22 protein-coding genes and 1 pseudogene are annotated in these 26,461 nt (G+C 72.8%); 14 read left to right on the forward strand and 9 right to left on the reverse strand.

The features are described 5' to 3' along the window. The first annotated feature begins 198 nt into the window (after positions 1–198). The 3 genes from nth (at position 199) to CCN42_RS14510 (ending at position 3,322) form a co-directional block, all read left to right on the forward strand. Positions 199–1,251, forward strand: a complete 1,053-nt coding sequence (gene nth / locus CCN42_RS14500; RefSeq protein WP_086735986.1) for an endonuclease III — start codon at positions 199–201, stop codon at positions 1,249–1,251. 55 nt (positions 1,252–1,306) lie between these two features. Beyond that, positions 1,307–2,002 carry an NUDIX hydrolase gene (locus tag CCN42_RS14505; RefSeq protein WP_086168537.1) on the forward strand — a complete coding sequence of 232 codons (696 nt, stop codon included), beginning with the start codon at positions 1,307–1,309 and terminating at the stop codon, positions 2,000–2,002. Between the two features lie 120 nt (positions 2,003–2,122). Next, on the forward strand, positions 2,123–3,322 hold the full coding sequence (locus tag CCN42_RS14510) for a MarP family serine protease (RefSeq protein WP_086168519.1): 1,200 nt from the start codon (positions 2,123–2,125) through the stop codon (positions 3,320–3,322). 12 nt (positions 3,323–3,334) lie between these two features. On the opposite strand, the gene CCN42_RS44410 is transcribed toward CCN42_RS14510, so the two are convergent. The 5 genes from CCN42_RS44410 to acs form a co-directional block, all read right to left on the reverse strand. Next, entirely contained in the window at positions 3,335–3,517 is a 183-nt protein-coding gene (locus tag CCN42_RS44410) for a hypothetical protein (protein WP_086168518.1), read from the reverse strand. A 165-nt stretch (positions 3,518–3,682) separates the two neighbouring features. Then, positions 3,683–4,633 carry an alpha/beta fold hydrolase gene (locus CCN42_RS14520; protein WP_086168517.1) on the reverse strand — a complete coding sequence of 317 codons (951 nt, stop codon included), beginning with the start codon at positions 4,631–4,633 and terminating at the stop codon, positions 3,683–3,685. Then, positions 4,630–5,118: a phage holin family protein gene (locus CCN42_RS14525; RefSeq protein WP_086168516.1), complete on the reverse strand. Its 489-nt coding sequence runs from the start codon at positions 5,116–5,118 to the stop codon at positions 4,630–4,632. Before CCN42_RS14525 ends, CCN42_RS14520 begins: the two co-directional genes overlap by 4 nt. Before the next feature lie 60 nt (positions 5,119–5,178). After that, positions 5,179–6,609: a Na+/H+ antiporter NhaA gene (nhaA, locus tag CCN42_RS14530; RefSeq protein ID WP_086735988.1), complete on the reverse strand. Its 1,431-nt coding sequence runs from the start codon at positions 6,607–6,609 to the stop codon at positions 5,179–5,181. Positions 6,610–6,779: 170 nt separating this feature from the next. Further along, positions 6,780–8,735, reverse strand: a complete 1,956-nt coding sequence (gene acs, locus CCN42_RS14535) for an acetate--CoA ligase (RefSeq protein ID WP_086735990.1) — start codon at positions 8,733–8,735, stop codon at positions 6,780–6,782. A gap of 272 nt (positions 8,736–9,007) precedes the next feature. Between acs and CCN42_RS14540 the strand changes: the two genes are divergently transcribed. Both CCN42_RS14540 and CCN42_RS14545 read left to right on the forward strand, forming a co-directional pair. Continuing rightward, entirely contained in the window at positions 9,008–9,637 is a 630-nt protein-coding gene (locus tag CCN42_RS14540) for an RNA polymerase sigma factor (RefSeq protein ID WP_086735992.1), read from the forward strand. Continuing rightward, the gene (locus CCN42_RS14545) at positions 9,634–10,248 is read left to right on the forward strand and encodes a flagellar basal body-associated FliL family protein (RefSeq protein WP_086735994.1); all 615 of its coding nucleotides are present in this window, start codon (positions 9,634–9,636) and stop codon (positions 10,246–10,248) included. The genes CCN42_RS14540 and CCN42_RS14545 overlap by 4 nt, the downstream gene beginning before the upstream one ends. A 76-nt stretch (positions 10,249–10,324) precedes the next feature. On the opposite strand, the gene CCN42_RS14550 is transcribed toward CCN42_RS14545, so the two are convergent. Continuing rightward, the gene (locus CCN42_RS14550) at positions 10,325–13,021 is read right to left on the reverse strand and encodes a SulP family inorganic anion transporter (RefSeq protein WP_086735995.1); all 2,697 of its coding nucleotides are present in this window, start codon (positions 13,019–13,021) and stop codon (positions 10,325–10,327) included. A gap of 360 nt (positions 13,022–13,381) precedes the next feature. Between CCN42_RS14550 and CCN42_RS14555 the strand changes: the two genes are divergently transcribed. After that, positions 13,382–14,653: a polysaccharide deacetylase family protein gene (locus CCN42_RS14555; RefSeq protein WP_086735997.1), complete on the forward strand. Its 1,272-nt coding sequence runs from the start codon at positions 13,382–13,384 to the stop codon at positions 14,651–14,653. A gap of 26 nt (positions 14,654–14,679) precedes the next feature. Here the strand turns inward: CCN42_RS14555 and CCN42_RS14560 are convergent, their stop codons facing one another. Further along, positions 14,680–15,660, reverse strand: a complete 981-nt coding sequence (locus tag CCN42_RS14560) for an ATP-binding protein (protein ID WP_086735999.1) — start codon at positions 15,658–15,660, stop codon at positions 14,680–14,682. Between the two features lie 101 nt (positions 15,661–15,761). Here CCN42_RS14560 and CCN42_RS14565 point away from each other — a divergent pair, with 101 nt between their 5' ends. After that, a complete protein-coding gene (locus CCN42_RS14565; RefSeq protein ID WP_086736000.1) occupies positions 15,762–16,592 on the forward strand; it encodes a Fic family protein in 831 nt (276 codons plus the stop codon). Positions 16,593–16,916: 324 nt separating this feature from the next. Here CCN42_RS14565 and CCN42_RS14570 read toward each other — a convergent pair whose 3' ends face one another. Next, complete coding sequence (locus CCN42_RS14570; RefSeq protein WP_086736002.1) at positions 16,917–17,750, reverse strand: HAD family hydrolase; 834 nt, start codon at positions 17,748–17,750, stop codon at positions 16,917–16,919. Positions 17,751–18,384: 634 nt separating this feature from the next. Between CCN42_RS14570 and ssd the strand changes: the two genes are divergently transcribed. The 7 genes and pseudogenes from ssd to CCN42_RS14605 all read left to right on the forward strand — a co-directional run. Next, complete coding sequence (gene ssd / locus CCN42_RS14575; RefSeq protein WP_086736003.1) at positions 18,385–19,488, forward strand: septum site-determining protein Ssd; 1,104 nt, start codon at positions 18,385–18,387, stop codon at positions 19,486–19,488. A gap of 92 nt (positions 19,489–19,580) precedes the next feature. Further along, on the forward strand, positions 19,581–20,801 hold the full coding sequence (locus CCN42_RS14580) for a TadA family conjugal transfer-associated ATPase (protein WP_086736005.1): 1,221 nt from the start codon (positions 19,581–19,583) through the stop codon (positions 20,799–20,801). Continuing rightward, positions 20,794–21,672, forward strand: a complete 879-nt coding sequence (locus tag CCN42_RS14585; protein WP_086736007.1) for a type II secretion system F family protein — start codon at positions 20,794–20,796, stop codon at positions 21,670–21,672. The genes CCN42_RS14580 and CCN42_RS14585 overlap by 8 nt, the downstream gene beginning before the upstream one ends. Then, positions 21,669–22,478, forward strand: a complete 810-nt coding sequence (locus CCN42_RS14590; protein WP_422641165.1) for a type II secretion system F family protein — start codon at positions 21,669–21,671, stop codon at positions 22,476–22,478. The genes CCN42_RS14585 and CCN42_RS14590 overlap by 4 nt, the downstream gene beginning before the upstream one ends. Positions 22,479–22,691: 213 nt before the next feature. Further along, positions 22,692–22,910, forward strand: a complete 219-nt coding sequence (locus CCN42_RS14595; RefSeq protein WP_086170471.1) for a DUF4244 domain-containing protein — start codon at positions 22,692–22,694, stop codon at positions 22,908–22,910. Next, positions 22,897–23,277 carry a TadE family type IV pilus minor pilin gene (locus CCN42_RS14600; RefSeq protein WP_086736008.1) on the forward strand — a complete coding sequence of 127 codons (381 nt, stop codon included), beginning with the start codon at positions 22,897–22,899 and terminating at the stop codon, positions 23,275–23,277. The genes CCN42_RS14595 and CCN42_RS14600 overlap by 14 nt, the downstream gene beginning before the upstream one ends. Before the next feature lie 8 nt (positions 23,278–23,285). Beyond that, positions 23,286–23,654: pseudogene (locus CCN42_RS14605) on the forward strand (Rv3654c family TadE-like protein); the annotation flags it as partial. Positions 23,655–23,982: 328 nt separating this feature from the next. On the opposite strand, the gene CCN42_RS14610 reads toward CCN42_RS14605, so the two are convergent. Beyond that, entirely contained in the window at positions 23,983–26,460 is a 2,478-nt protein-coding gene (locus CCN42_RS14610) for a DEAD/DEAH box helicase (RefSeq protein ID WP_169731455.1), read from the reverse strand. Position 26,461: the final 1 nt, after the last annotated feature.

Here is a 26,461-nt window from a genome sequence, read left to right on the forward strand (position 1 = left end):
ATTGGGCTCCGATCCTCCAGGTCCCGGGCAGATGTCAGTGCCGGGCCGTAGGCTGGCCGGGTGTCCAAAAAGCCGGTGAGAGCACAGGCCGAGGGGGCTGCGCGGGTGGGTGTACGTCGTGATTCCGCTGTGGGCGAACAGGCCTCCGGTGGCGGACGAAAGACGGCAGAAGCGGCAAGTGCGACACGGAAGGCTGCCGTGAAGAAGCCGGCACCGGCGAAGGAGGCCGCGCCCGCGAAGAAGGCAGCCTCCGCCAGGAAGGCGAGCCCCGCGAAGAAGGCGTCTCCCGCGAAGAAGACCGCCGCCGAGAAGGCCTCCGCCGCCGACAAGGCACCCGCGGCGAAGAAGGCCACCGCCACCAAGGCCCCCGTCCGCAAGGCCACGCTCAAGAAGGCCGAGATCGCCCCCAAGAAGGCCTCCGCCGCCGTGAAGAAGGCCTCGCCCGCGAAGACGATCGCCCCGAAGCCGCCGCGTGAGGAGTCCCGTACGGCCCTCGTCCGCCGCGCCCGCCGGATCAACCGGGAACTCGCCGAGGTCTATCCGTACGCCCACCCGGAGCTGGACTTCGACAGCCCCTTCCAGCTCCTCGTCGCCACGGTGCTCTCCGCCCAGACCACCGACCTGCGCGTCAACCAGACCACCCCCGCGCTCTTCGCGAAGTACCCCACCCCCGAGGATCTGGCAGCCGCCAACCCCGAGGAGGTCGAGGAGATCCTGCGGCCCTGCGGGTTCTTCCGGGCCAAGACCAGGTCGGTGACAGGACTCTCGAAGGCACTGACGGAGGAGTTCGGCGGCGAGGTGCCGGGGCGTCTGGAGGACCTCGTCAAGCTGCCCGGCGTCGGCCGCAAGACCGCCTTCGTCGTCCTCGGCAACGCCTTCGGCCACCCCGGCATCACCGTGGACACGCACTTCCAGCGGCTCGTCCGGCGCTGGCAGTGGACCGACGAGACCGACCCCGACAAGATCGAGGCCGCCGTCGGCGCGCTCTTCCCGAAGAGCGACTGGACGGACCTCTCGCACCACGTCATCTGGCACGGCCGCCGCATCTGCCACGCCCGCAGGCCCGCCTGCGGCGCCTGCCCCATCGCCCCCCTCTGCCCGGCGTACGGCGAGGGCGAGACCGACCCGGAGAAGGCGCGGAAACTGCTCAAGTACGAGAAGGGCGGCTTCCCCGGGCAGCGCCTCAACCCGCCGCAGGCCTATCTGGACGCGGGCGGGAAGCCGGCCCCGCCGCTGGGCGCGGCCGGGTGACGGAACGATCCCCGGGGCGCCGGGCGTTGGAAGCAGGAGGACGACGGGGGTGGCGATGAGCCGGGCGAGTGAGACGCGGGGCGAAGCCGTGGTGGTCAGCAAGGAGGGGCTGCCGGGCTGGCTGGACCCGGTGGTGCGCGCGATGGAGACCGTGCGGCCGCGCCAGCTGAGCCGCTTCCTGCCGCCCGAGGACGGGGCGGGCCGCCAGTCCGCGGTCCTGGTGCTGTTCGGCGAGGGCGAGCGCGGCCCCGAGCTGCTGCTGATGGAACGCGCCGGCAACCTGCGGTCGCACGCCGGGCAGCCGTCCTTCCCGGGCGGCGCCCTGGACCCCGAGGACGGCGACCCGCAGGGGGACGGGCCGCTGCGGGCGGCGCTGCGCGAGGCCGAGGAGGAGACCGGCCTGGACCCGGCCGGCGTGCAGATCTTCGGCGTGCTGCCCAAGCTGTACATCCCGGTCAGCGGCTTCGTCGTGACCCCCGTGCTGGGCTGGTGGCGCGAGCCCAGCCCGGTCGGCGTCGTGGACCCCAACGAGACCGCGAGGGTGTTCACGGTCCCCGTGGCGGATCTCACGGATCCCGCCAACCGCGCCACCGCCGTCCACCCCCGCGGCCACCGCGGCCCGGCATTTCTGGTCGAATCGGCCCTGGTCTGGGGCTTCACGGCGGGAATCATCGACCGGCTGCTGCACTACGCAGGCTGGGAGCGCCCCTGGGACCGCGACAAGCTGGTCCCGCTCGACTGGCGCGCATGACAGGGTGGGCGCCGTGCTGTGTTTTCCCGGGGAACGTCGTGCCTGGTCGCCGCGTCGCGGCGGGCGGGACCCCCGGCCGAGCCGGCGGGACCGGAGAGTGAAGAGGCGAGGCCTGATTCGGTGAACGTGCTGGACATCCTGTTGCTGCTCGCTGCCGTCTGGTTCGCGATCGTCGGCTATCGCCAGGGCTTCGTCGTCGGCATCCTGTCGGTGATCGGTTTCCTGGGCGGCGGGCTCGTCGCCGTCTACGCGCTGCCCGTGATCTGGGACCTGCTGACCGACAAGGCGGAGGTGAGCACCACCGCCGCGGTCGTCGCGGTCGTCGTGGTGATCGTCTGCGCCTCCGTGGGGCAGGCGCTGACCACCCACCTGGGCAACAAGCTGCGCCGGTACATCACATGGTCCCCGGCCCGCGCCCTGGACGCCACCGGCGGCGCCCTGGTCAACGTGGTCGCCATGCTGCTGGTGGCCTGGCTGATCGGCTCGGCCCTGGCGGGCACCACGCTGCCGACGGTCGGCAAGGAGGTCCGCAGTTCCAAGGTGCTGCTCGGCGTCTCCCGCGCGCTGCCCGCGCAGGCCGACACGTGGTTCGCCGACTTCTCCTCGGTGCTCGCGCAGAACGGTTTCCCGCAGGTCTTCAGCCCGTTCGCCAACGAGCCCATCACCAACGTCCAGCCCCCCGACCCGGCACTCGCGGGCAGCCCGGTCGCCGGCCGCGCCCAGCGCTCCATCGTGAAGGTCGTCGGCACCGCGCAGAGCTGCGGAAAGGTCCTGGAGGGCACCGGCTTCGTGTTCGCCGAGCGCCGCGTGATGACGAACGCGCACGTCGTGGGCGGCGTCGACGAGCCCACCGTGCAGATAGGCGGCGAGGGCAAGCGGTACGACGCGAAGGTCGTGCTCTACGACTGGGAGCGCGACATCGCCGTACTGGACGTCCCCGACCTGGACGCGCCCGTCCTGAGGTTCACCGAGGACGACGCGGCGAGCGGCGACGGCGCGATCGTCGCGGGCTTCCCGGAGAACGGCGCGTACGACGTGCGTTCGGCACGGGTGCGCGGCCGTATCACCGCCAACGGCCCGGACATCTACCACCGCGGAACGGTCCGGCGCGACGTCTACTCGCTGTACGCGACCGTCCGCCAGGGCAACTCCGGCGGCCCGCTGCTCACCCCCGAGGGGGAGGTCTACGGCGTGGTGTTCGCGAAGTCGCTGGACGACGCCGAGACGGGGTACGCGCTGACCGTGGACGAGATCCGGGAGGACATCACCGCGGGGCGTACCGCCAACCAGCAGGTGGGCACCGACAACTGCGCGCTGTAGGGCGCGCGGGGGTCACCCGCGGGGGTGACGCAGCCGTACCGAGACCCAGCGGGCCCGGCGGCGCAGGATGCGCGGAATGCCCACCCGGGGGTCCGCGCCCGCGAGTTGCGGCGCGCCTCGCTGGTGGGAGCTCAGGGCGCTGCCCGAGCGGCGATTGCGTGCTGCTGCGTCACTGTAGTCGTGCGTCCAGCCCATACCCCGACGTGTGCCCCCGCCCCAAGGTCGATAACCGCCTCGGGGCCGCCCAATTGGCCTATGCGCCAGGCATGTGGCCGTTCCTAGGACAGTCATACCGGTGGTCCCTGCGGACCGGACACCGGACGCGTCGGCCCGGTCACCCAGCGAGGCCGCCGAGCCCCATCACCGGTCGGGCTCGGGGTCCTTCAGCCAGTTGATCAGCTCGTTGGAGAACGCCACCGGGTCCTCCTCGTGCGGGAAGTGGCCGAGGCCGTCGAACAGGCGCCAGCGGTACGGGGCTTCGACGTACTCGCCGGAGCCGGCCGCGCTGCGGGTGCGCATCACCGGGTCGAGCGAGCCGTGCAGATGGAGCGTCGGCACGCGCACCGGCCGCTTCATCCGCCGGTTGAACTGGAAACCGTCGGGGCGGGCCAGGGAGCGCACCATCCAGCGGTACGGCTCGATCGAGCAGTGCGCGGTGGACGGGATGCACATCGCACGCTGGTACGTCCGCACCGCCTCGTCGTCCGGCAGCCGCGGCCCGGACCAGTCCCGGATGAGCCGACCGACCAGCGCCCCGTCGTCCGCGACGAGCTGCCGCTCGGGGATCCACGGGCGCTGGAAGCCCCAGATGTAGGAACCGGCGGCGGTCTGCTTGAGGTCGGAGAGCATGGCCGAGCGCCAGCGCCGCGGATGCGGCATCGACGCGACGGCGAGCCGGCGGACCAGCTTGGGCCGCATCACGGCCGCCGTCCACGCCAGATAGCCGCCCAGGTCGTGCCCGACCAGCGCGGCGTCCGGCTCGCCGAGCGAGCGGACCACCCCGGTGATGTCGAGGGCCAGGTTGGCCGGGTCGTATCCGCGCGGGGTGCGGTCGCTGCCGCCGACGCCCCGCAGGTCCATGGCGACGGCCCGGAACCCGGCGTCGGCGAGCGCCACCAGCTGGTGCCGCCAGGTCCACCAGAACTGCGGGAAGCCGTGCAGCAGCAGCACCAGCGGCCCGTCGCCCAGCTCGGCGATGTGGAAGCGGGCGCCGTTGGCGGCCACGTCCCGGTGGACCACCTCGCGGCCGCCGGGCAGGTCGAGCCGTACGGCCGAGGCCGGCTGGGCCGGTGGAGTGTCGGGTTCCGTCATGACGACGAGCGTGCCACAGGCTCGATGGCCTCGGGCACACGGTCCGCGGGCAGCTCGGGCCGCGGGTGCGGCTTGGCGTTCTGCAGGACGCCCGCCGTCTGCTTCATCGACGCGGCGACCTTCTGCGGGCCGCGGCCCTTCTTCGCCTTCTTCGCGAAGACCACGCCGATCAGGGCGAGGAACCCGGCGATGAGCACGTTGGCCGCGAAGGACAGCAGGAAGCAGATCGCGAGGTTCCAGTGGCTCCAGGTCCGAATGCCGTACGCCAGCGCGAAGTTGAGCATCGGCAGGGAGAACAGCAGGAGCAACCCCGCCGCCATGAAGGCGCCGCCGCTGGTCGCACCCCGCTTGACGTCCCGTCGGAGCTGGGCCTTGGCCAGTGCGATCTCGTCGTGCACGAGCGCGGACATTTCGGTCGTCGCCTTGGCGAACAGCTGGCCGATGCTGCGTTCGGCGCCGACCGGGCTGCCGTCGGGTGCGCTCATCGCGGTCTCCCTCTTCTGCCTGACTGGTGACGGTCCCGTCTTTTGTACCGTCTCGTCAGATCATGCCGGACCGTCGTTCTCCGCGCCTGCCCCGCCCGGTACTTCCGCAACCGCGTGGCGCGCCGCGGCCTTCTCCTCGGCGATCCGGCGGTGCTCTGCGGCCTTGCGTTCGTGGATGGCGGCCATGCGCAGGTGGTACTCCGGATCGTCTTCCTCGTAGATGTCCGGGATGCCGGACTGGTCCTCGTCGCGCTCCTCGGCCTCCCACATCCGGCGGTACCTGGCGTTCCGCAGCTTCAGCAGCACCGTGGCCAGTGCCGCCGCGAGCAGCGAGCCGGTCAGGACGGCGGCCTTGACCTCGCCGGTGAGCGCCGCGTCGCCCTCGAAGGCCAGCTCGCCGATGAGCAGCGAGACGGTGAAACCGATGCCGGCCAGCGTCGCCACCGCGAACACGTCCGGCCAGGCGAGGTCGTCGCTGAGCGAGGCCCGGGTGAAGCGTGCCGTCAGCCAGGTGCCGCCGAAGATGCCGAGCGTCTTGCCGACCACCAGGCCGAGCACCACGCCCAGTGTCTCCGGCTGGGTGAAGACCCCGGCGAGCGCCCCGCCGGACACCGACACCCCGGCGCTGAACAGGGCGAACAGCGGTACGGCGAGGCCCGCCGAGAGCGGCCGCACGAGGTGCTCGATGTGCTCGCCGGGGGAGTGCTTCTCCCCTTCCCGGGTGGTGCATCGCAGCATCAGGCCCATCGCGACTCCGGCGACGGTGGCGTGGATGCCGCTGTTGTACATCAGCGCCCAGATCACCAGGGCGAGCGGGACGTACACGTACCACCCGCGGACGCCCTTGCGCAGCAGCAGCCAGAAGACGGCGAGTCCGGCCACGGCGCCGCCGAGGGCGGCGAAGTCCAGGGTGTCGGTGAAGAAGAGCGCGATGATCAGGATGGCGAGCAGGTCGTCGACGACGGCGAGGGTCAGCAGGAAGGCGCGCAGGGCGCTGGGCAGCGAGGTGCCGATGACCGCGAGCACGGCGAGTGCGAAGGCGATGTCGGTGGCCGTGGGCACCGCCCAGCCGGACAGGGAGCCACCGCCGGCGGTGGCGGTCAGGGTGTAGACCAGCGCGGGCGCCGCCATGCCGCACAGCGCGGCGACGACCGGCAGGGCCGCGGCCCTGGGGTCGCGCAGATCACCGGCGACGAGTTCCCGTTTGAGTTCGATGCCGGCGACGAAGAAGAAGACCGCGAGCAGTCCGTCGGCGGCCCAGTGCGCCACGGAGAGGTTCAGGCCGAGCGTCTCGGGGCCGATGTGGAAGTGGCTGACCGTCTCGTAGCTGTCGTGCAGCAGGGGGACGTTCGCCCAGAGCAGTGCGGTGATGGCGGCGACCAGCAGGAGGACACCGCCGACCGTCTCGGTGCGCAGCGCGTCCGCGAGATAGGTCCGCTCCGGCAGGGAAAGCCGGCCGAGGACCTTGCGGGGGGTGCGGGGGGCGGACACGGGAAACCTCCAGGGGTGGGCAGCACGAAACGCTTGCCGACCAGACTTCCCGGCGCACCTATGTGGTTAGTTTGGCTAATTACAGTGGCGGTGGTGCCACCTGGGTCCACCCTAGACGCGGCAGGGGCACCCGGCACACCCGGCGCCGGGCACCCCCTGCGCGGACGCGATCAGTCCTCGCTGGGCGCCGCCGGGAGCTTCGCCTGGATGAGCTGCATGACACCGCTGTCGGTCAGGGTGGTCACATCGCCCAGGGCGCGGTTCTCCGCGACGTCGCGCAGCAGCCGGCGCATGATCTTGCCGGAGCGGGTCTTCGGCAGCTCGGCCACCGGCAGGATCCGCTTGGGCTTGGCGATCGGGCCGAGCGTGGCGCCCACGTGGCCCCGCAGCTCCGCGACCAGGTCCTCGGTCTCCGCCGCCGTACCGCGCAGGATCACGAATGCCACGATCGCCTGGCCGGTGGTCTCGTCCGCCGCGCCGACCACGGCCGCCTCGGCGACCGACGGGTGGGAGACCAGCGCGGACTCGACCTCGGTGGTGGAGATGTTGTGCCCGGAGACGAGCATGACGTCGTCGACGCGGCCCAGCAGCCAGATGTCGCCGTCGTCGTCCTTCTTGGCGCCGTCGCCCGCGAAGTACTTGCCCTCGAAGCGCGACCAGTAGGTGTCGATGAACCGCTGGTCGTCGCCCCAGATGGTGCGCAGCATCGACGGCCACGGCTCGGTGAGGACCAGGTAGCCACCGCCGCCGTCGGGCACCTCGTTCGCCTCGTCGTCGACGACGGTCGCGCAGATGCCGGGGAGCGGCGTCTGCGCGGAGCCGGGCTTGGTCGCCGTCACGCCCGGCAGCGGCGAGATCATCATCGCGCCGGTCTCGGTCTGCCACCAGGTGTCCACGATGGGTGTGCGGTCGGCGCCGATGTGCTTGCGGTACCAGATCCACGCCTCGGGGTTGATCGGCTCGCCGACGGACCCCAGGACGCGCAGGCTGCTCAGGTCGAACTTCGCGGGGATGTCGTCGCCCCACTTCATGAACGTCCGGATCGCCGTGGGCGCCGTGTAGAGGATCGTGACCTTGTACTTCTGCACGATCTCCCAGAACCGGCCCTGGTGCGGGGTGTCCGGCGTGCCCTCGTAGATGACCTGCGTGGCACCGTTCGCCAGCGGGCCGTAGACGATGTACGAGTGCCCGGTGACCCAGCCGACGTCGGCCGTGCACCAGTAGACGTCCGTCTCCGGCTTGAGGTCGAAGACCGCGTGGTGGGTGTACGCCGCCTGGGTGAGGTAGCCGCCGGAGGTGTGCAGGATGCCCTTCGGCTTCCCCGTCGTGCCGGACGTGTACAGGATGAACAGCGGGTGCTCCGCGTCGAACGCCTCCGGGGTGTGCTCGGCGCTCTGCCGCCCCACGGCGTCGTGCCACCACAGGTCGCGGCCCTCGGTGAAGGCGACCTCCTGGCCGGTACGGCGGACCACGAGCACGTGCTCGACGTTGTCCACCTTGCCGAGCGCCTCGTCCACGGCGGGCTTCAGCGCGGACGGCTTGCCGCGCCGGTAACCGCCGTCGGCCGTGATGACGACACGCGCGTCGGCGTCCTGGATGCGGGTCGCGAGCGCGTCCGAGGAGAAGCCGCCGAAGACCACCGAGTGCGCGGCGCCGATCCGGGCGCAGGCCAGCATGGCGACGGCCGTCTCCGGGATCATCGGCATGTAGACGGCGACCCGGTCGCCCTTGCGCACACCCAGCTCCAGCAGGGCGTTCGCGGCCCTGGAGACCTCGTCCTTCAGCTCGGCGTAGGTGATCGCGCGGCTGTCGCCGGGCTCGCCCTCGAAGTGGATGGCCACCCGGTCGCCGTGCCCGGCCTCGACGTGGCGGTCGACGCAGTTGTACGCGACGTTCAGCTCGCCGTCCTTGAACCACTTGGCGAACGGCGGGTTCGACCAGTCCAGTGTCTCGGTCGGTTCCTTGGCCCAGCTCAGCCGCCGGGCCTGCTCGGCCCAGAAGCCGAGCCTGTCAGCCTTGGCCTGTTCATACGCCTCCGCGGTGACGTTGGCGTTCGCGGCCAGGTCGGCGGGGGGTGCGAACCTGCGTTCTTCCTTGAGCAGGTTGGCCAGGCTTTCGTTGCTCACGACATCTCCCTTTCCCAGGGTGTCCGTTGTGTCCCAGGCCACAGCTCATCAGACCCGGGGGTCCGATGACAAGGGTCGTCGGGAAATTGGTTTAGACCTGTTGGGTGGCTGGTGGGACGGCTGGTGCGGTGTCTTGCGGATGGTCGGTGCGGTGGTCATCCGTACCCACGGACGTGGCGGGGGCGAAGTTCAGCTGCTGTAACGCCTTTCACACGTGCGGCCAAGTACGGGTGAGGCACCACCGCGCACCACCCGACGAGAGGGGACAGGCATTGGACGGCATACGGGGAGGGCCCGCGGCGGCGGCACGCGACCCCAAGCTCTTCGAGGAGTTCTACCGCCGCCACGTGGACGCCGTGACCTCCTTCGTGGCCCGGCGTGTCCCCGACGCCCACACGGTCGCCGACCTCACGGCCGAGGTGTTCCTCGCGGTCCTCGACTCCGCCCACACCTACCGGCCCGGCCTCGGCAGCGAACGGGCCTGGCTCTACGGCATCGCCCGCAACGTCGTCTCGTCCGAGCACCGGCGCCTCGCCCGCGAGACCCGGCGCGATCAGCGGATCTCCGGCCGGCGGCTGCTGGAGCCCGACGACATCGCCCGCCTGGAGGACAAGCTCGACGCCGAGTCCGCCGGCCGCCACGCCCTCGCCGCGCTGCAACGGCTCCCGGAAGGCGAACGGGCAGTACTGGAGCTGATCGCGGTCGACCAGCTCACCCTCACCGAGGCGGCGGCCGCGCTGGGCATCCGCCAGGTGACGGCACGCGTGCGGCTGCACCGGGCGCGCAGGGCGCTGCGGGGCGTGCGCGGCCTGGCGGTGGCCGAGCCCGCCGACGGACCGCGCGGCACATCCCTGCCCTACGCCGCGTCCTGTGCCACCGGAGTGAACGGGGGAGAGGCATGACCACCAGGACCACCTTCGAGGACCGCCTGCTCGCGGAACTGCACCGCGAGATCGACCGGCGCGCGAGCGGGACGAGTGACCCCACGGCCACCCCGGCACCCGTACCGGGCCGCCGTCCCACGGCCCTGACCGCGCCGAGGCTCGGGATCGTCGCCCTGGTCTGCGCGGCCGTCGCGGGCGCGTGGGTGCTGATGCCGGGCTCCCCGGCCGAGAGCCCGGCCTACGCGGTCGAACCGCACCCGGACGGGAGCGTGACCGTCACCGTGAACGACATCTCCCTCGGCGGCGGGCTGCAGGACGGGCTCGCCGAACGGCTGAAGGAGCAGGGCATCCACGTGGCCGTGGACGAGGTGCCGAACGGCCACGAGTGCACCCGCCCCCGGGGGAAGACGATCCGGGGCCACTTCGACCGAAGCGGCGGCGAGGGCCCCATCTGGACGATCGACCTGCGGCGCGGGGACTCGCTCGCCTTCGAGAAGATCGGGCAGCGCCAGCCCGACGGGAGCATCCAGCGGGTCGTCAGCTTCTACGGTGTCCGCGGCCGGATCGCCCCGTGCGACCCCGTCCCCGCCCCGGAACCCGGTCCGGCGGAGCCGTCCGGCCTCCGCTGAGCGGGGATTCGGGCGAGGGCGCCGGCGGCGGGACCAGGACCCGCCTCCGACGCCCGGGTCGACCCGAACGACACCCCTAGGCCGGGCTGCGCAGTTCCTCGGCCTCGGTGACATGGTCGAAGACCACCGCACCGGACGCCTCGGTGAGCAGATAGGCCTGCGCCTCGCCCACGTGGAAGTACATCCCGTGCAGCTCCAGCGCATCCTCGCGCAGGGCGCGGGCCACCGACTCGTGGGCGCGCAGGTGCTCCAGCTGCTGGACGACGTTGGTCAGACTCAGCTGCTCCACCGCGTCGGCGGGACGCCGCCCGGCGAGCCGTGTCCAGGGCCTGCTGTCGTCGGTCATCCGGTCCAGGCTCGGCAGCCCGTGCCGCAGCCACCGCTTGAGCGGCGTCTGCGGCAGACCGGATTCCTCCGGGTGCTCGTCACGCGCGCCGAGCAGCGCCTGCATGGCACCGCAGCCGGAGTGCCCGCACACGGTGATGTGCCGGACCTCCAGGACGTCCACCGCGTACTCGATGGCCGCCGCCACCGAGTCGTCGCCGCTCTCCGCGCCGGGCAGTGGCACCAGGTTGCCCACGTTGCGCACCACGAACAGGTCTCCGGGGCCGCTGGACGTGATCATCGAGGTGACGAGGCGTGAGTCGGCGCAGGTGAGGAAGAGCTGCACCGGCCGCTGGCCCTCCCGTGCCAGCCGGGCCAGCTCGCCCCGCACCAGCGGTGCCGTCCTGCGTTGGAAGGCGCTGATGCCGCGGACGAGTTGATGACCGCCGGCGGGGGCCGAGCCGTCGGTGGGGTCCGGGCCGGAGGGCACGGTGAAGTCGTCGGCGCTCCCCGGGTGCTCCTGCTTCTCCAGGCTCTCCGGGTGCTCCTGGCGCTCCCCGTGCTCAGGCCCCTGCCCGTGCTCAGGTCCCTCCTCCTCCCGCGCCGGCTCCGAAGGCGCGGGCAGCCCCCTCTTCCCCGGTGTCCCCAGCGGATCCGGCCGATCCAGCCGCTCCGGCCGATCCGACGGCTGCAGCGGCTTCCGGGAGCCGGCCGAGTCGTCCGGCCCGGTGTCCGGGGCCGTCTCCTCTGCCGCACCCGGTGCCTCTTCGGCGCCGGGCAGCTCCCACTCGCACTGGTGGTTGCGCCACGGTGTCCAGGGACGGCACCGGCAGTCGCTGGAACCCTCCGGTTCCGTCGCACCCGTGCCTGCTGGGTCCTCCGCGGGGGTGCCCGGCTCGGCGATGCGGATCCCGGCACGGCGACCGGTCAGTTCCACGGCGCCGCCCTGTGCGGTGTGCGTGTTGTGCCAGTCGTGCAGGGTCTCGTACGCCGCGTGGTCCATGAAGGATCCGTCCAACTCCACGACGGCGTCGGCGCCTTGCGGGATCTGGTGCAGCACCCGGCTCAGGCGGGGCACCGCGAGGAACGTCAACTGGCCTCTCACATGGACGTGATGGACTCCCCCCTCTTCCGTGTGTGTGATCCGGGTGCGGGTCAGGCGGTGCAGGGCGACGGCGACGGCCACGGCGATCCCGAGGGCCACGCCCTCCAGAACGCCGAACAGCACCACGCCGAGGGTGGTGATGGCGTACACCAGCACTTCACGGTGGCGGGTCACCGTGCGGATGTGGTTCAGGGACACCATCTGGATGCCGACGGCCATCACCAGGGCGGCGAGCGCGGCGAGCGGGATCTGCTCCAGGAGCGGGACCATCAGCAGCGTGGCGACTACCACGAGAACGCCGTGCAGCATCGTGGAGTTCCGGCTCACCGCTCCCGCGTTCACGTTCGCCGTGCTGCGCACCGCGACGCCCGCGACCGGCAGTCCGCCGAGCCCGCCGGAGACGATGTTCGCGGCGCCCTGGCCGAGCAGTTCCCGGTCCAGGTCGGAGCGTGGGACCCGGCCGGTGAGGCCCGGGCGGGCGGCGGCCAGCCTGTCCACCGCGACCGCGCCGAGCAGCGACTGCACGCTGCACACCAGCGTGGTGGTCAGCACGGCGGCCACCAGGCCGAGCACCGGCCCCTCGGGCAGCCCGGCCAGCGCGTGGTTGTTCCAGGACGGCAGCTCCACCTTCGGCAGGGTCAGCCCGGCGAGCGAGGCGGTCGCGGTGGCGCCGGCGACGGCGATCAGCGGTGCCGGTGCCTTGCGCAGCAGCCGTCCGGCCCGGCCGGGCAGCCGGGGCCAGAGGAACAGCAGCGCCAGGGTGAGCGCGCTCGTCGACACGGCGGCGGGGTGCAGGTCCGCGAGCTGGGCGGGCAGCGCGCGCAGATTGTCCAGCACCGCGCTCTGCGGGGTGCCGCCGAGGACGATGTGCAGCTGGGCGACGGCGATGGTGACGCCGATCCCGGCCAGCATGCCGTGCACGATGGCGGGGCTGACCGCGAGGGCGGTGCGGGCCACGCGCAGGCAGCCGAGACCCAGTTGGGCGACACCGGCCAGGACGGTGATGGCGCAGGTCGTCCGCCATCCGTAGAGGTGGATGAGGTCGGCGGTGACGACCGTGAGCCCGGCGGCGGGTCCGCTCACCTGGAGCTGGGACCCGCCGAGCCGTCCGGCGACGAGGCCGCCCACGGCGGCGGCGACGAGGCCGGCCTGGAGAGGGGCGCCGGTGGCGAGGGCGATGCCGAGGGACAGGGGCAGGGCGATCAGGAAGACCGCGATGGACGCCGACACATCCGCGCCGGCGATCCGGAAACGGCGGGGGCGCCGGGTCGGCGGGCTGTGCGGCTGGTGGTCGGGGTTCGGTCGGTGGGGGTCGGTCGTGCGTGTGGGGACGCAGGCTGACATGTTTCCCGTCTCCTCCGGGGCAGCGGTCGCGGAACAGGTCGGTCCCGCCGGGTGGCGGGTCGGTCGCGGCCGTGAGTCACGGCGTGCAGTGGCGGGATGAATCAACGCTCAGTAAACGAATAGTAATGCTGAGTAAAGGTCAAGCATGGATTTTCCCGGCAAATAGGTCAATAAATCACTCCGGAGAGTGAACCGAGTCTTTGATCGGCTTGTCGTACTAACTCCTTCTCGGTCCCGTGCGACCTTGGCGGCGCTGTCGGCTGGTCCGGCATTCCGCGCCAGGTGGCCGTACAGCGCGCACTTCACCCGAAAGCGCCCTCAGTGGCGTTGGCCCGAGAGAAGGAAGTAGGTGGGCGGAAGATGGCCGCCACCCAGAGGATCGCCGCGGGCGCCGTGGTTGCCGCGGTCTGTGCCGTGTCGCTCGCCGGATGTTCGGCAGGCTCCGACACCACGAAGGAGGGCGCGCCCGGGCCGCAGAGGCCGGAGGCGGCCCCCGCGCCCAATCGCCCCGTCCGGCTGATCGGCGACGGTTCCACGGCGTTCACCGGGGCCCAGCCGCATCTGCCCCGGCCCGAGCGGATGAAGCCCGGACAGCGGCCGCCGCAGTTCGTGGTGTTCTCCTGGGACGGCGCCGGCGAGGACAGCCAGCGGCTGTTCTCCCACTTCCGCAAGGTCGCCAAGGCGAACGACGCCACGATGACGTACTTCCTCAGCGGCGTGTATCTCCTGCCGGAGGACAAGGCCGACCTCTACAGGCCGCCGCAGCACTCACCGGGCCGCTCCGACATCGGCTTCAACGACCGGCAGGGCATCGCCGACACCGTGAAGCAGCTCCGCCTCGCCTGGCTGGAGGGCAACGAGATCGGCACCCACTTCAACGGCCACTTCTGCGGCAAGGGCGGTGGCGTTGGCGAGTGGTCGGTGGAGGAGTGGAAGGACGAGATCTCCCAGGCCAAGCGGTTCGTGAAGTCCTGGAAGACCAACACCGGGATGACCAAGGCGGCACCGCTGCCGTTCGACTACGACAAGGAGCTGATCGGCGCCCGCACGCCCTGCCTGGAGGGCCAGCGGAACTTCATGGAGGCCGCCCGCGACCTGGGCTTCCGCTACGACACCAGCGGGGTCAACGACCAGGTGTGGCCCCGGAAGAAGGAGGGCCTGTGGGATCTGTCGATGCAGCTCGTGCCGTTCCCGGGGCACTCCTATGAGCAGTTGACCATGGACTACAACTTCATGGTCAACCAGTCCGGCACCACCACCCAGGGCGACCCCGACAAGTACGACGCGTGGGGCGACCAGATGCGCGACGGCCTGCTCATGGGCTTCCGGCGCGCCTACGACGGCAACCGCGCGCCCCTGATCATCGGCAACCACTTCGAGTCCTGGAACGGCGGCACCTACATGCGTGCCGTCGAGGAGGTCATCGAGCGGGTGTGCACCAAGCCCGAGGTGCGCTGTGTCTCCTTCCGCCAACTGGCCGACTGGCTGGACGCCCAGGACCCGCAGACCCTGGCGAAGCTGCGCACGCTGAAGGTCGGCGAGGCGCCGAAGCAGGGCTGGGCGTCTTTCCTGGCCGACCGCCCGGCCCCCGCACCGAAGGGCGTGCCCGGGGCGCCGGCGGACAAGGGTTAGGTGCCGCGCCTGGCGGGAGCGGCGCGTCAGGCGTTCGCCACCACGCTCTCGCCGAGCACGAAGTCGGGGTCGACCTGCGCCGCCAGGTCGGCCCCGGTCCGCTCGTTGCCCCAGGACCGGGCGTTCTTCAGGTGGAAGTGCACCATCTGGCGGGTGTAGCGCTCCCAGTCGCGCTCGTCGTAGGTCGCGTCGGCAGCCGACCACAGGGCCTGCAGGGCACGGCGGTTGGCGTCCTCCAGAAGGTCGAACCGGGGCGGGCGGCCCTTCTCCATGGCGCGCACCCAGTCGGAGTGCCCGACGGTGACGAGCAGATCCTCCCCGACCTGTTCGCGCAGGTAGTCGAGGTCGTCCTGGCCCTGCACCTTGTTGCCGACGACTGCGAGCCGGACGCCGTAGTCACGGGCGTACTCCTTGTACTGCCGGTAGACGGAGACGCCCTTCCGGGTCGGCTCGGCGACGAGGAACGTGATGTCGAAACGGGTGAACATACCGGAGGCGAAGGAGTCGGAGCCCGCGGTCATGTCGACCACCACGTACTCGTCGCGGCCGTCGACGAGGTGGTTCAGGCACAGCTCCACCGCTCCCGTCTTGGAGTGGTAGCAGGCGACCCCCAGGTCGGCTTCGGTGAAGGGGCCGGTGACCATCAAGCGGACGGTGCCGCCGTCGAGTTCCACCGGCCGGGCGCAGGCGTCGTAGACCGGGTTGTCCTCGCGCACCCGCAGCAGCCGTGAGCCCTCGCCGGGCGGCGTGGTCTTGATCATCGTCGCGGCGGAGGCGATCCGCGGATTGCTGCCGCGCAGGTAATCCTTGATCAGCGGCAGCTGGTCGCCCATCGCGGGAAGTGCGGCGGCCTCCGTCTCGTCGAGGCCGAGCGCGACCCCCAGGTGCTGGTTGATGTCGGCGTCCACGGCGACCACCGCCGCGCCGGTGGCTGCGAGGTGGCGGATGAACAGGGAGGACAGGGTGGTCTTGCCGCTCCCGCCCTTCCCGACGAAAGCAATTTTCATGTTCAGTAAGCCTAGTGGTGCGAACGCCGCGCGCGCGGGGCGGACGTGAAGAAGACCACTCCTTCGTGGGGTTCGGCCCCCGGGTGCGTAATGTCGTACTCATGAGTACGACAGGCGCGAACGCCGATCGGGACCCCCTCGCGGCCCTGGGCGCACTGCCCGGTGTGGCCGACTCCGTGGAGTCCGTGCGCAAGGCCGTGGACCGGGTCTACGGGCACCGGATCATGCGGCGCCGCAGCAACGAGATCACCTCGGAGGCGGCCCTGCGAGGCGCCCGGGGTTCGGCGGCCCTGTCCGGCGCCGACTGGGCCCTGGAGGAGGTGCGCCGGCGCACCGACTTCAGCGGTGACGACCAGGCCCGGACCGTGGGCGCGGCGCTGCGGCTGACCGCCGAGGCCGGACAGCTGCTGTCCATCTGGCGGCAGTCCCCGCTGCGGGTGCTGGCCCGCCTGCACCTCGTCGCGGCGGCCGACAACGCCGACGAGGTGGGCCGCCCGCGGCAGTCGGGCGAGCCGGTCGACGAGCCGCTGATCGAGCAGCCGCTGCCGGGCGCCGACGAGGTGTCGGCGCGTCTGGAGGGGCTGGCGGAGCTGATCATCGCGGGAGGTTCGGCCCCCGCGCTGGTCACGGCCGCGGTCGTGCACGGCGAACTGCTCGCGCTGCGCCCGTTCGTCTCCCACAACGGCCTGGTCGCGCGCGCGGCCGAGCGGATCGTCCTGGTCGGCAGCGGTCTGGACCCGAAGTCGGTCTGCCCGGCCGAGGTGGGCCACGCCGAGCTGGGGCGGGAGGCCTATCTGACCGCGTTCGACGGTTATCTGTCCGGCACGGCGGAGGGCATGGCGGCCTGGATCGCCCACTGCGGCAAGGCCGTCGAGCTGGGTGTGCGCGAGTCGACGGCGGTGTGCGAGGCGCTGCAGCGCGGAGCGGCGTAGGGGCCGGCGAAAGAGCCGGAAAAGGGTTGCGGCGGTACGAGGACTCGTACCGCCGCTGGCATGATCACCCAGTTACCAAGCGTCCTCGAATGTCGCCCATCAGGTCGGGGACTTTGCCCTTACCTGGTGCGGCTGGCCCGTAATCGACGGGTCGACGTCGCGTGGGTGCCCGGTGTTCATGCTTCGGTCCGTGGGGCCATTTGCGTTCTGAAGGTGATCCTCTCGGATGTCCTTGGTCTCGCGGGCCGTTGAGTCCTTTGTACTCCAGTTCGGCAGTAAGCGGAAGTGGTGGCTCCACTTTTTACTTTTGGGTTCAAACAGGGACTAAAGGACGGTGGCGCGACGGCGGCTCGCGTACCAGACCAGTCCCGCCGTCGCCGCCGCCGCTCCTATCGCCGCCGCCGCGACCAGGGCGGGGCGCGGCGGTACGGAGAAGGCGGGCAGCCGCTGCTTGAGCCGCACCGGGCGGTGGAAATCGAGGATCGGCCAGCCGCGGGAAACGGCCTCCCGGCGCAGTGCCCGGTCTGGGTTCACGGCGTGCGGATACCCGACCGACTCCAGCATCGGCAGGTCGGTCGCGGAGTCGCTGTAGGCGTAGCAGCGCGCCAGGTCGTAGCCCTCGGACGCGGCGAGTTCCCGGATCGCCTCCGCCTTCGTGGGGCCGTAGGCGTAGTACTCGACCTCGCCGGTGTAGCAGCCGTCCTCGCCCACGACCATCCGGGTGGCCACCACCCGGTCGGCGCCCAGTAGCTCGCCGATCGGCTCGACCACCTCGGAGCCGGAGGTGGAGACGATCACCACGTCGCGGCCGGCGGTGTGGTGCTCCTCGATGAGCGAGGCCGCCTCGTCGTAGATGAGCGGGTCGATGAGGTCGTGCAGCGTCTCGGCGACGATCTCCTTCACCTGCTGGACGTTCCAGCCGCGGACGAGCCGGGACAGATACTCGCGCGTCCGTTCCATCTGGTCGTGGTCCATACCGCCGACGAGGAAGACGAACTGGGCATAGGCGGTCCGCAAGGCGGCCCTGCGGTTGATCAGTCCGCCTTGGTAGAAGGACTTGCTGAAGGTGAGCGTGCTCGACTTCGCAATGACCGTCTTGTCCAGGTCAAAGAAGGCCGCTGTGCGGGGCAAGGAGTGGTTTTCCACGTCCCTGAGCATAGGCGCAGCCCATTCGGCGTAAGGTGGGGCGCGTGGGTTTGCCTGAGAGGGCTCTCGGGTACACCATGGAAGTCACGGATCGTTCGCGACCGTGCTAACCCGGTCCGACTCCTCCCCCCCCGAGTCGGCCGTGGGGACGACCCCCGCTCTCCCCCCCGGCGGGGGTCGTCGCATGTCCGGGTGGGTTTTTCCCTTCATCGTGCGGCGTGGGCGCCGGGTCCGGGCGGCTGCGGCCGTCCCTTTCGCATGCCCATGATTCGTCACTCACCGTAGTCATCGGACTGCTCTGCGGGAGCCGTACAGGGGATGGTGCGGGGGCGCCCGGGGCTCACCGGTATGGGTGATGGCGATATTCACAGGGATCTGGTTGTCCACAGTTATCGACCAAGATCCACATTATTTCCGCGCTCGTCTCATCGTGATTCCCACGCGCCTCGCTCGGGGCGAGTTCCTGGACGGTTCCGTTTGCGGTGCGCGTATGGCCGGTTTCTGTCGGCCGCTCATATGGGCGGTCCGATCGCCGGTTCTTCATCCGTCGCAATCGCAGGCCTGCCGAGACCCGTGAGCGAGACGGACAGAACGCTGAGAGCCCCGACGGCTCAGACAGCCCAGACTGTGAAGGGGGACATCCGTCATGGCCGGATCCACCACATCCGAACAGCCGTCCGCCACCGGTGGCCGACCGGGCCGACCGCTGATCGTCACCGAGGACCCCGAGCTCCTCGACGATCTGCTCCGGCTGTGCGCGGCGGCGGGAGCGACACCCGAGGTCCGGCACGGCCCGCCCGAGCGCGGCGGCGGCTGGGAGGCGGCGCCACTCGTGCTGGTCGGCGACGACGCCGCGCGGCGGCTGCGCGGCACCCCACGCAGCGGCGGCGTGGTGCTGGTCGGGCGGGATCAGGACGACCCCGGCGTGTGGCGGCGCGCCGTGGAGATCGGTGCCGACCACGTCCTGATGCTGCCGGACGGCGAGCAGTGGCTGGTCGACCGCATCGCGGACGTCGCCGAGGGCGTCGGCCGGCCCGCGCTCACCGTCGGCGTCATCGGCGGCCGGGGCGGCGCCGGGGCCTCCACGCTCGCGTGCGCCCTCGCCGTCACCTCCGCGCGGGAGGGCCTGCGCACCCTGCTCGTGGACGCCGACCCGCTCGGCGGCGGACTCGACATCCTGCTCGGCGGCGAGACCGCCGACGGACTGCGCTGGCCCGCCTTCGCCGCATCGCGCGGCCGGGTCGGCAGCGGCGCCCTGGAGGAGTCACTGCCCGAGCTGCACGCGCTGCGGGTGCTCAGCTGGGACCGCGGCGACTGCCTCGCCATCGCCCCGCAGGCCGTACGGGCGGTGCTCGCCGCCGCCCGGCGACGGGGTGGCACGGTCGTCGTCGACCTGCCCCGCCGGATCGACGACGGCGTCGCCGAAATCCTCGCCCAGCTGGACCTCGGCATCCTCGTCGTCCCCGCCGAACTGCGTGCCGTCGCGGCGGCCGGGCGGGTGGCCTCCGCCGTCGGCATGGTGCTGCGCGATCTGCGCGTCGCCGTGCGCGGGCCGTACGCCCCGGGCCTGGACGACCACGAGGTGGCCCGGCTGCTCGGGCTGCCCCTGGCCGGAGAACTGCCCGTGGAGTCCGGGCTGTCACGCGTGGCCGACGGCAAGGAGCCGCCCGGCGCGGGCGGTCGCGGGCCGCTCGCGCGGTTCTGCAAGGACTTCTGGGAGCGGGCGCTGGTCGAGGCGGGAGCGGCATGAACGGGGGACACGCCGTGGCGCCGCGTCGTTCCGCGCCGAGCCGTCCCACAGCGCGTCGTTCCGCGTCGCGCCTGTCCTCGCCGGGACTTCCCGTGCCGAGCCTGTCCTCGCCGGAGCCTTCCTCGCCGGGCCTCTCCGTGCCGTTGCTGGACGGCGTGCGGCAGTGGCTGGCCGAGCACGGGGCCGAGCCCACACCCGCGCGGGTGGCGCAGGCGCTGCGCGAGCAGGGACGGGTGCTCGGTGACGCCGAAGTCCTCGGGACCGCCGAGCGGCTGCGCTCCGAGCTGGTCGGCAGCGGCCCGCTGGAGCCGCTGCTCGCCGACCCGGCCGTGACCGACGTCCTGGTCTCGGCACCGGACCGGGTGTGGGTGGACCGGGGCGGCGGCCTGGAGCTGACGTCCGTGGCGTTCGCGGACGCGGGCGCCGTACGACGGCTCGCGCAGCGCCTGGCCGCCGTGGCCGGTCGGCGGCTCGACGACGCCCGGCCCTGGGTCGACGCCCGGCTGCCCGACGGCACCCGGCTGCACGCGGTGCTGCCGCCGGTGGCGGTCGCCTGCACCTGCCTGGCGCTGCGGGTGGTCAGGCCGAGCGCGTTCACGCTCGACGAACTGGTCACGGCGGGCACCGTGCCACCGGGCGGGGACCGGGTGCTGCGCGCCCTGCTGCGGGCCCGGCTGTCCTTCCTGATCAGCGGCGGCACCGGCAGCGGCAAGACGACCCTGCTCAGCGCCCTGCTCGGGCTGGTCGGGCCGGGGGAGCGGATCGTGCTCGCCGAGGACTCAGCGGAGCTGCGGCCGGACCATCCGCACGTCGTCCGGCTCGAGACCAGACCCGCCAACCAGGAGGGCGCGGGCCTGGTCACCCTGGAGGACCTGGTGCGCCAGGCGCTGCGGATGCGGCCCGACCGGCTGGTCGTCGGCGAGGTGCGCGGGGCCGAGGTGGTCCATCTGCTGGCCGCGTTGAACACCGGCCACGAAGGCGGCTGCGGCACCGTGCACGCCAACGCCGCCGCCGATGTGCCGGCCCGGCTGGAGGCGCTGGGCACCGCCGCCGGGCTCGACCGGGCCGCGCTGCACAGCCAGCTCGCGGCAGCCCTGTCGGTCGTGCTGCACCTGGTGCGCGACCGGTCCGGGCGGCGCCGCATCGCCGAGGTGCGGGTGCTGGAGCGGGACCCGACCGGGCTGGTGCGGACGGTCCCGGCGCTGCGGTGGGGCGCGCGGGGGTTCGTGCGCGAGCGGGGCTGGGAGCGGCTGCGGGACCTGCTGGGCGACGAGTGGAGCGACGAGGGGACCGAGGGAGCGCGACATGGGTGAGACAGCGGTGGGCGGGACGGCGATGAGCGCTGCGGTGCTGTGCGCCGGAGCCGCGGCCTGGACGATGGGCGGCCCGCACTACGGGGCGCGCCGGGCACGGCTGCTGCTCGCGGGCGGCGGGTCCGTGGGCACCGGACCACCGGTGCCGAGGCGGTGGGCGGACCGGGGGCGGCGGCTGCGCGGTCGGCTGCGAGCCGAGTGGTGGGCGGTGGCCGCCGGTCTGCTGCTCGCCGTGCTCGGCTCGTCACCGCTGCCGGCCGTCGCGGGGGCGGCCGGAGTGCCGCTGCTGCGCCGCGCGCGGCTGGCCAGGGAGTCGCGGCTCGCCCGGGAACGCCGGGGCGACGCGGTGATCGCACTGTGCGCGGCACTCGCCGGGGAGGTGCGGGCCGGGCGGCAGCCCGGCGAGGCGCTGCTGCGGGCCGCGCACGACACCGGAGGGCTCGCCGGCGCCCAGCCGGCGGTGCTGGCGGCGGCCCGCTTCGGCGGTGAGGTCCCGGGGGCGCTCGCGGCGGCGGCCCGGCAACCCGGGGCCGACGGACTGCTCGGGCTCGCCGCGTGCTGGCGGGTCGCCGTGGACCACGGCGCGGGTCTCGCGGCCGGACTCGACCGGCTGGAAGCGGCCCTGCGCGCCGAACGCGACCAGCGCGCCGACCTGCGCGCCCAGCTGTCCGGCGCCCGCGCCACCGCCGGGATGCTCGCCGCGCTCCCGGCGCTGGGCCTCCTCCTGGGCACCGCTCTCGGTGCCGACCCCCTGCACGTACTGCTGCACACCGGGCCGGGCCTGACCTGCCTGGCGCTCGGCGGAGTGCTGGAGGCGGCGGGGCTGTGGTGGGTGCTGCGGATCGTCCGGGGCGCGGAGGAGGCGACATGAGCCTGGCGCAGGAGGCGGGCGTGAGCGCGGACGCCGTCCACAGCCTGGGGATGCTGCTCGGGGCGGTGCCGGCGCTCGGCTGGCTGGCGCACCGGGTCACGGCGGCGCGGCGGCGGCGCCGGGTACGGCGGCGGCTCGCGGTCCTGCTGGCACACGAGCAGCGGCCCGTGAGACCGCGTGTGGACCTGCCGGGTGTGGCGCGGGGCCTGCTGCCCGAGCTGGCCGTTGCGGGTGCCGGGTGGGCGCTGCTCGACGGCGTTCCCGGGGTGGTGGCGGGAGTGCTGGCGGCCGTGGCGTTGCGGCGGTGGCGCAGGCGGCAGCGGGGGACGGTGGCCGGTGCGGTGCCCGCCACCCGGGCCGCCACCCGGCAACTCCCCCTCGCCGCCGACCTGGTGGCCGCCTGCGTCGCCGCCGGTGCCGCCCCGGTGACGGCCGCGCAGGCCGTGGGGGAGGCGCTCGGCGGGCCCGTGGGGCAGGCGCTGGCACGGGGCGCGGCGGAGGTCCGCCTGGGTGGCGAACCGGGGGAGGCCTGGCGGGCGTTGGGCGCGATCCCGGGTGCCGAGGGGCTGGCGAGGCTGCTGGAACGGGCCGGTGTGTCGGGCCTGCCCGCCGCCGGACCGGCCGCCCGGCTCGCGGCCGACGCCCGCGCCGGCTGGGCGCGCGCCGCGACGGTGCGGGCCCGGCGGGCGGCGGTCCTGGTGACGGCGCCGGTGGGGCTGTGCTTCCTGCCCGCGTTCCTCGTGATCGGCGTACTGCCCGTGGTGATCGGGATGGCGGGCGAGGTGATGGGCGGGGGTGGTGGCTGAGCGGCGGTGGCGAGCGGCGATGAGCGGCGGTGAGCAGGGCCGATGAACGGCGGTGGCCAGGGCCGAGGAGGACGAACCGGACGAGCACGAAGCGGATGAGCACGAGCGGGACGAGCACGAACCGGACAAGCAAGCGCCGGACGAGCGCGACCGGACGAACACGAGCGGACGAACACGAGCGGGACGAGCACGAGGACGAGTGAGGAGAGCGGGATGAGCAAGGTGGTACGGGCGCGGATGCGGGCCCTGGTGGGCGCACTGCGCGGACTGTGTGGCGGGCGGAAGGATGCCGGAATGGTCACCTCCGAGTACGCGGTGGGGATCGTCGCGGCGGCGGGTTTCGCACTGGTGCTGTACAAGGTGGTGACCAGCGGACAGGTCAGTGCGGAGCTGCACAGCATCGTGAAGCGGGCCCTCGATGCCGGGATGTGAGCGGCGGCGGCCGTGGCGGGACGACGGGTTCGTGACGGCGGAGTCCGCCGTGGTGCTGCCCGTGCTGGTGGCGGTCGCGATGGCGCTGGTGTGGGGGCTGCTGGTGGTGGCCGCGCAGATCCAGTGCGTGGACGCGGCCCGCACCGGCGCCCGCGCGGCGGCCCGCCAGGACCCCGCCGACGCGGTCGCCGCACTGGCCCGTGAGGCGGCTCCACGCGGGGCGAAGGTCACGGTGGCCAGGGAGGGGGACCGGGTCAGGGTCGTGGTGACCGTCGCGCCTCCGGTGCTGGGGGATCTGGCGTTCGAGGTACGCGAGGAGGCGGTGGCGTCCGTGGAGGGCGCGTCGGTGGACGGGGTGTCGCCGTGAGGGCGGTGATGCGCCGCACTCAGGGGAGAGGTGCCGATCGGGGATCGGCCACCGTGTGGAGCGTCGGGGCGATCGCCGCGCTGTGTGTGGTGTTCGGTGTGGTGCTCGCCCTGGGCCAGGCGGTCGTGGCCCGGCACCGCGCGGCAGGCGGCGCGGACCTCGCGGCGCTCGCGGCGGCGGACCACTGGGCGCGCGGCACCGGAGAGGCCTGCGCCCGGGCGGACCGGGTGGCGCGGGCGCAGGGCACACGGCTCGTACGGTGCGCGGTCGTCGGGGAGGTCGCGGACGTGTCGGTGGCGGCGGGTACGGAGCCGTTCACGGCGGAGGTCAGGGCCCGGGCGGGCCCTGCGGGGGCGGCCCCCACCCTCCCGTCACCGCCTCTCCCGCAGACACCGCCGAGGGGCATGAGCCCTCCGCCACCGGAGGGGAGTGTGCCGGGTCCCCCGCCACCGGAGGGTGGGGCACCGGCCCTTCCACTCCCGGAGGGAGGCGCATCGGGTCCTCCGGGCCAGAGGCCGAGCGCGCCGGGCTCCTTGCGCAGCCCGTAGGCACCGCCGGCGCTCGGGGTGTCACGGCGCGCGACCCCGCCCCCTCCCCGCTACGGTCGCGCGGCGCAGTCCTCCGTCCCTGCGGGCTGCGGAGCCGGCGGGAAACCCGGCAACCGCTGCGGACCGTGTCGGTTCCAGCACCCCGGGTGGGCGGTGGCTACGCCCCCTCCGCCCCCGGTGGCTTCTCCGCGGGGGCGCCCCGCAGGAGGACGGTGAGGAGCCGGACCGCGCCCCGCTTGTGCAGGGGGTCGTTGCCGTTGCCGCACTTGGGGGACTGGATGCAGGAGGGGCAGCCGGCATCGCACTCGCAGGAGGCGATGGCCTGGCGGGTGGCGGTGAGCCAGGCGCGTGCCGTGTGGAAGGCGCGCTCGGCGAAGCCCGCGCCGCCGGGGTGGCCGTCGTAGACGAAGACGGTCGGCAGGAGGGTGTCGGGGTGCAGCGGGATGGAGACGCCGCCGATGTCCCAGCGGTCGCAGGTCGCGAAGAGCGGCAGCATGCCGATCGACGCGTGCTCGGCGGCGTGCAGGGCCCCGCCCAGGATCTCGGGGTTGATGCGGGCCTCGTCGAGCTGGTCCTCGGTGACCGTCCACCACACCGCGCGGGTGCGCAGCGTACGAGGGGGGAGGTCGAGTTTCGTCTCGCCCAGGACCTCGCCGGTGATCAGGCGCCGGCGGAGGAAGGAGACCACCTGGTTGGTGACTTCGACGGAGCCGTAGCAGAGGCGGCCCTCGCCCCAGGGGATCTCGGTGTCGGTTTCCAGGACGGAGATGGAGGTGGTGTCGCGGGCGACGGTGGAGTACGGCGGATTGGCCTCCTCGACGAGGGCGACCGAGTCGTCCAGGTCGAGGGAGCGGACCAGGTAGGTGCGGCCCTGGTGGAGGTGGACGGCGCCCTCGTGGACGGAGGCGTGCGCGGCGCCCTCGTCGACCGTGCCGAGCAGCCGACCGGTGCCGGACTCGACGATCTGGACCGGCCGCCCGCCCTCGCCGCGGATGTCGGTGAGGTCGGCGGCCCGCTCCCGGCGGGTCCAGTGCCAGGCCCTGGTGCGGCGGCGCAGCAGTTTCGCGGCCTCCAGCTGTGGCAGCAGGTCCGCTGCCTGGGGCCCGAACAGCTCCAGGTCGTCGTCGGTGAGCGGCAGTTCCGCGGCGGCGGCGCACAGGTGCGGGGCGAGGACGTAGGGGTTGTCGGGGTCGAGGACGGTGGATTCCACCGGCTGGTCGAACAGGGCCTCGGGGTGGTGGACGAGGAAGGTGTCCAGCGGGTCGTCGCGGGCGACCAGGACGGCCAGGGCCCCCTGCCCGGAGCGGCCCGCGCGGCCGGCCTGCTGCCACAGGGACGCGCGCGTGCCCGGGTAGCCGGCGATCACGACCGCGTCCAGGCCGGAGACGTCCACGCCGAGTTCCAGGGCCGTGGTGGCGGCGAGGCCGAGGAGCTCGCCGGAGTGCAGGGCGCGTTCCAGGGCACGGCGCTCCTCCGGGAGGTAGCCGCCCCGGTAGGCCGCGATCCGCCGCACCAGCGATCGGTCGATCTCGCCGAGCCGTTCCTGGGCGATGACGGCGATCAGTTCGGCGCCGCGCCGGGAGCGGACGAAGGCGACCGAGCGCACGCCTTGGAGGGTGAGGTCGGTGAGCAGGTCGGCGGTCTCGGCGGTGGCGGTGCGGCGGACCGGGGCGCCCTTCTCGCCCTGCATCTCGGTGAGCGGGGGCTCCCACAGCGCGAACACCAGTTCGCCGCGCGGGGAGGCGTCGTCGGCGACCTCCACCACGGGCAGGCCGGTGAGCCGGCGCGCGGCGACGGCGGGCTCGGCGGAGGTGGCGGAGGCCAGCAGGAAGACGGGGTCGGCGCCGTAGCGGGCGCACAGGCGGCGCAGCCGGCGCAGCACCTGGGCGACGTGGGAGCCGAAGACGCCCCGGTAGGTGTGGCACTCGTCGATCACGACGTACTTGAGCGACTTGAGGAAGGAGGACCAGCGCGGGTGGGACGGCAATATGCCGCGGTGCAGCATGTCGGGGTTGGTGAGGACGTAGGTGGCGTACTGGCGGATCCACTCGCGTTCCTCGAACGGAGTATCGCCGTCGTACACGGCCGGCCGAACGGCGTGCCCCAGATGTTGTGAAAGTTCCTTCACCGATCGGCACTGATCTGCCGCGAGTGCCTTGGTGGGGGCCAGGTAGAGGGCGGTGGAGCCACGGCCGTTCGGGGCCTCGGAGCCGTCCAGGAGGGCGGAGAAGACGGGGACCAGATAGGCCAGGGACTTGCCGGAGGCGGTGCCGGTGGCGACCACCACGGAGTCGCCGTCCAGGGCGTGCTCGGCTGCGCGCGCCTGGTGGGCCCAGGGGTGCTCGATGCCCGCGGCCCGGATTGCGGCGACGACCTCCGGACGGATCCGGTCCGGCCAGACGGCATGGCGACCCGCACGCGGGGGCAAGTGCTCCGTATGAGTGATGCGCGAAGCCCGGCTCGGCCCGGAGGCGAGCCGGTCCAGGACCGTGCCCGGCGCGAGGCGGGACACGGGGTCAGCCGGGGATCGATCGGATCGGTGATTCTTGGCCATCGGCACCGAGTGTGTCACTGGCGTGACGGACAATGGGACCAAGGCGTCGTGCACGCCTGCCGGTAAGTGATTGAATGCCATC

The sequence above is a fragment of the Streptomyces glaucescens genome (assembly GCF_002154375.1).
In the GTDB taxonomy this organism is placed as follows: domain Bacteria; phylum Actinomycetota; class Actinomycetes; order Streptomycetales; family Streptomycetaceae; genus Streptomyces; species Streptomyces glaucescens.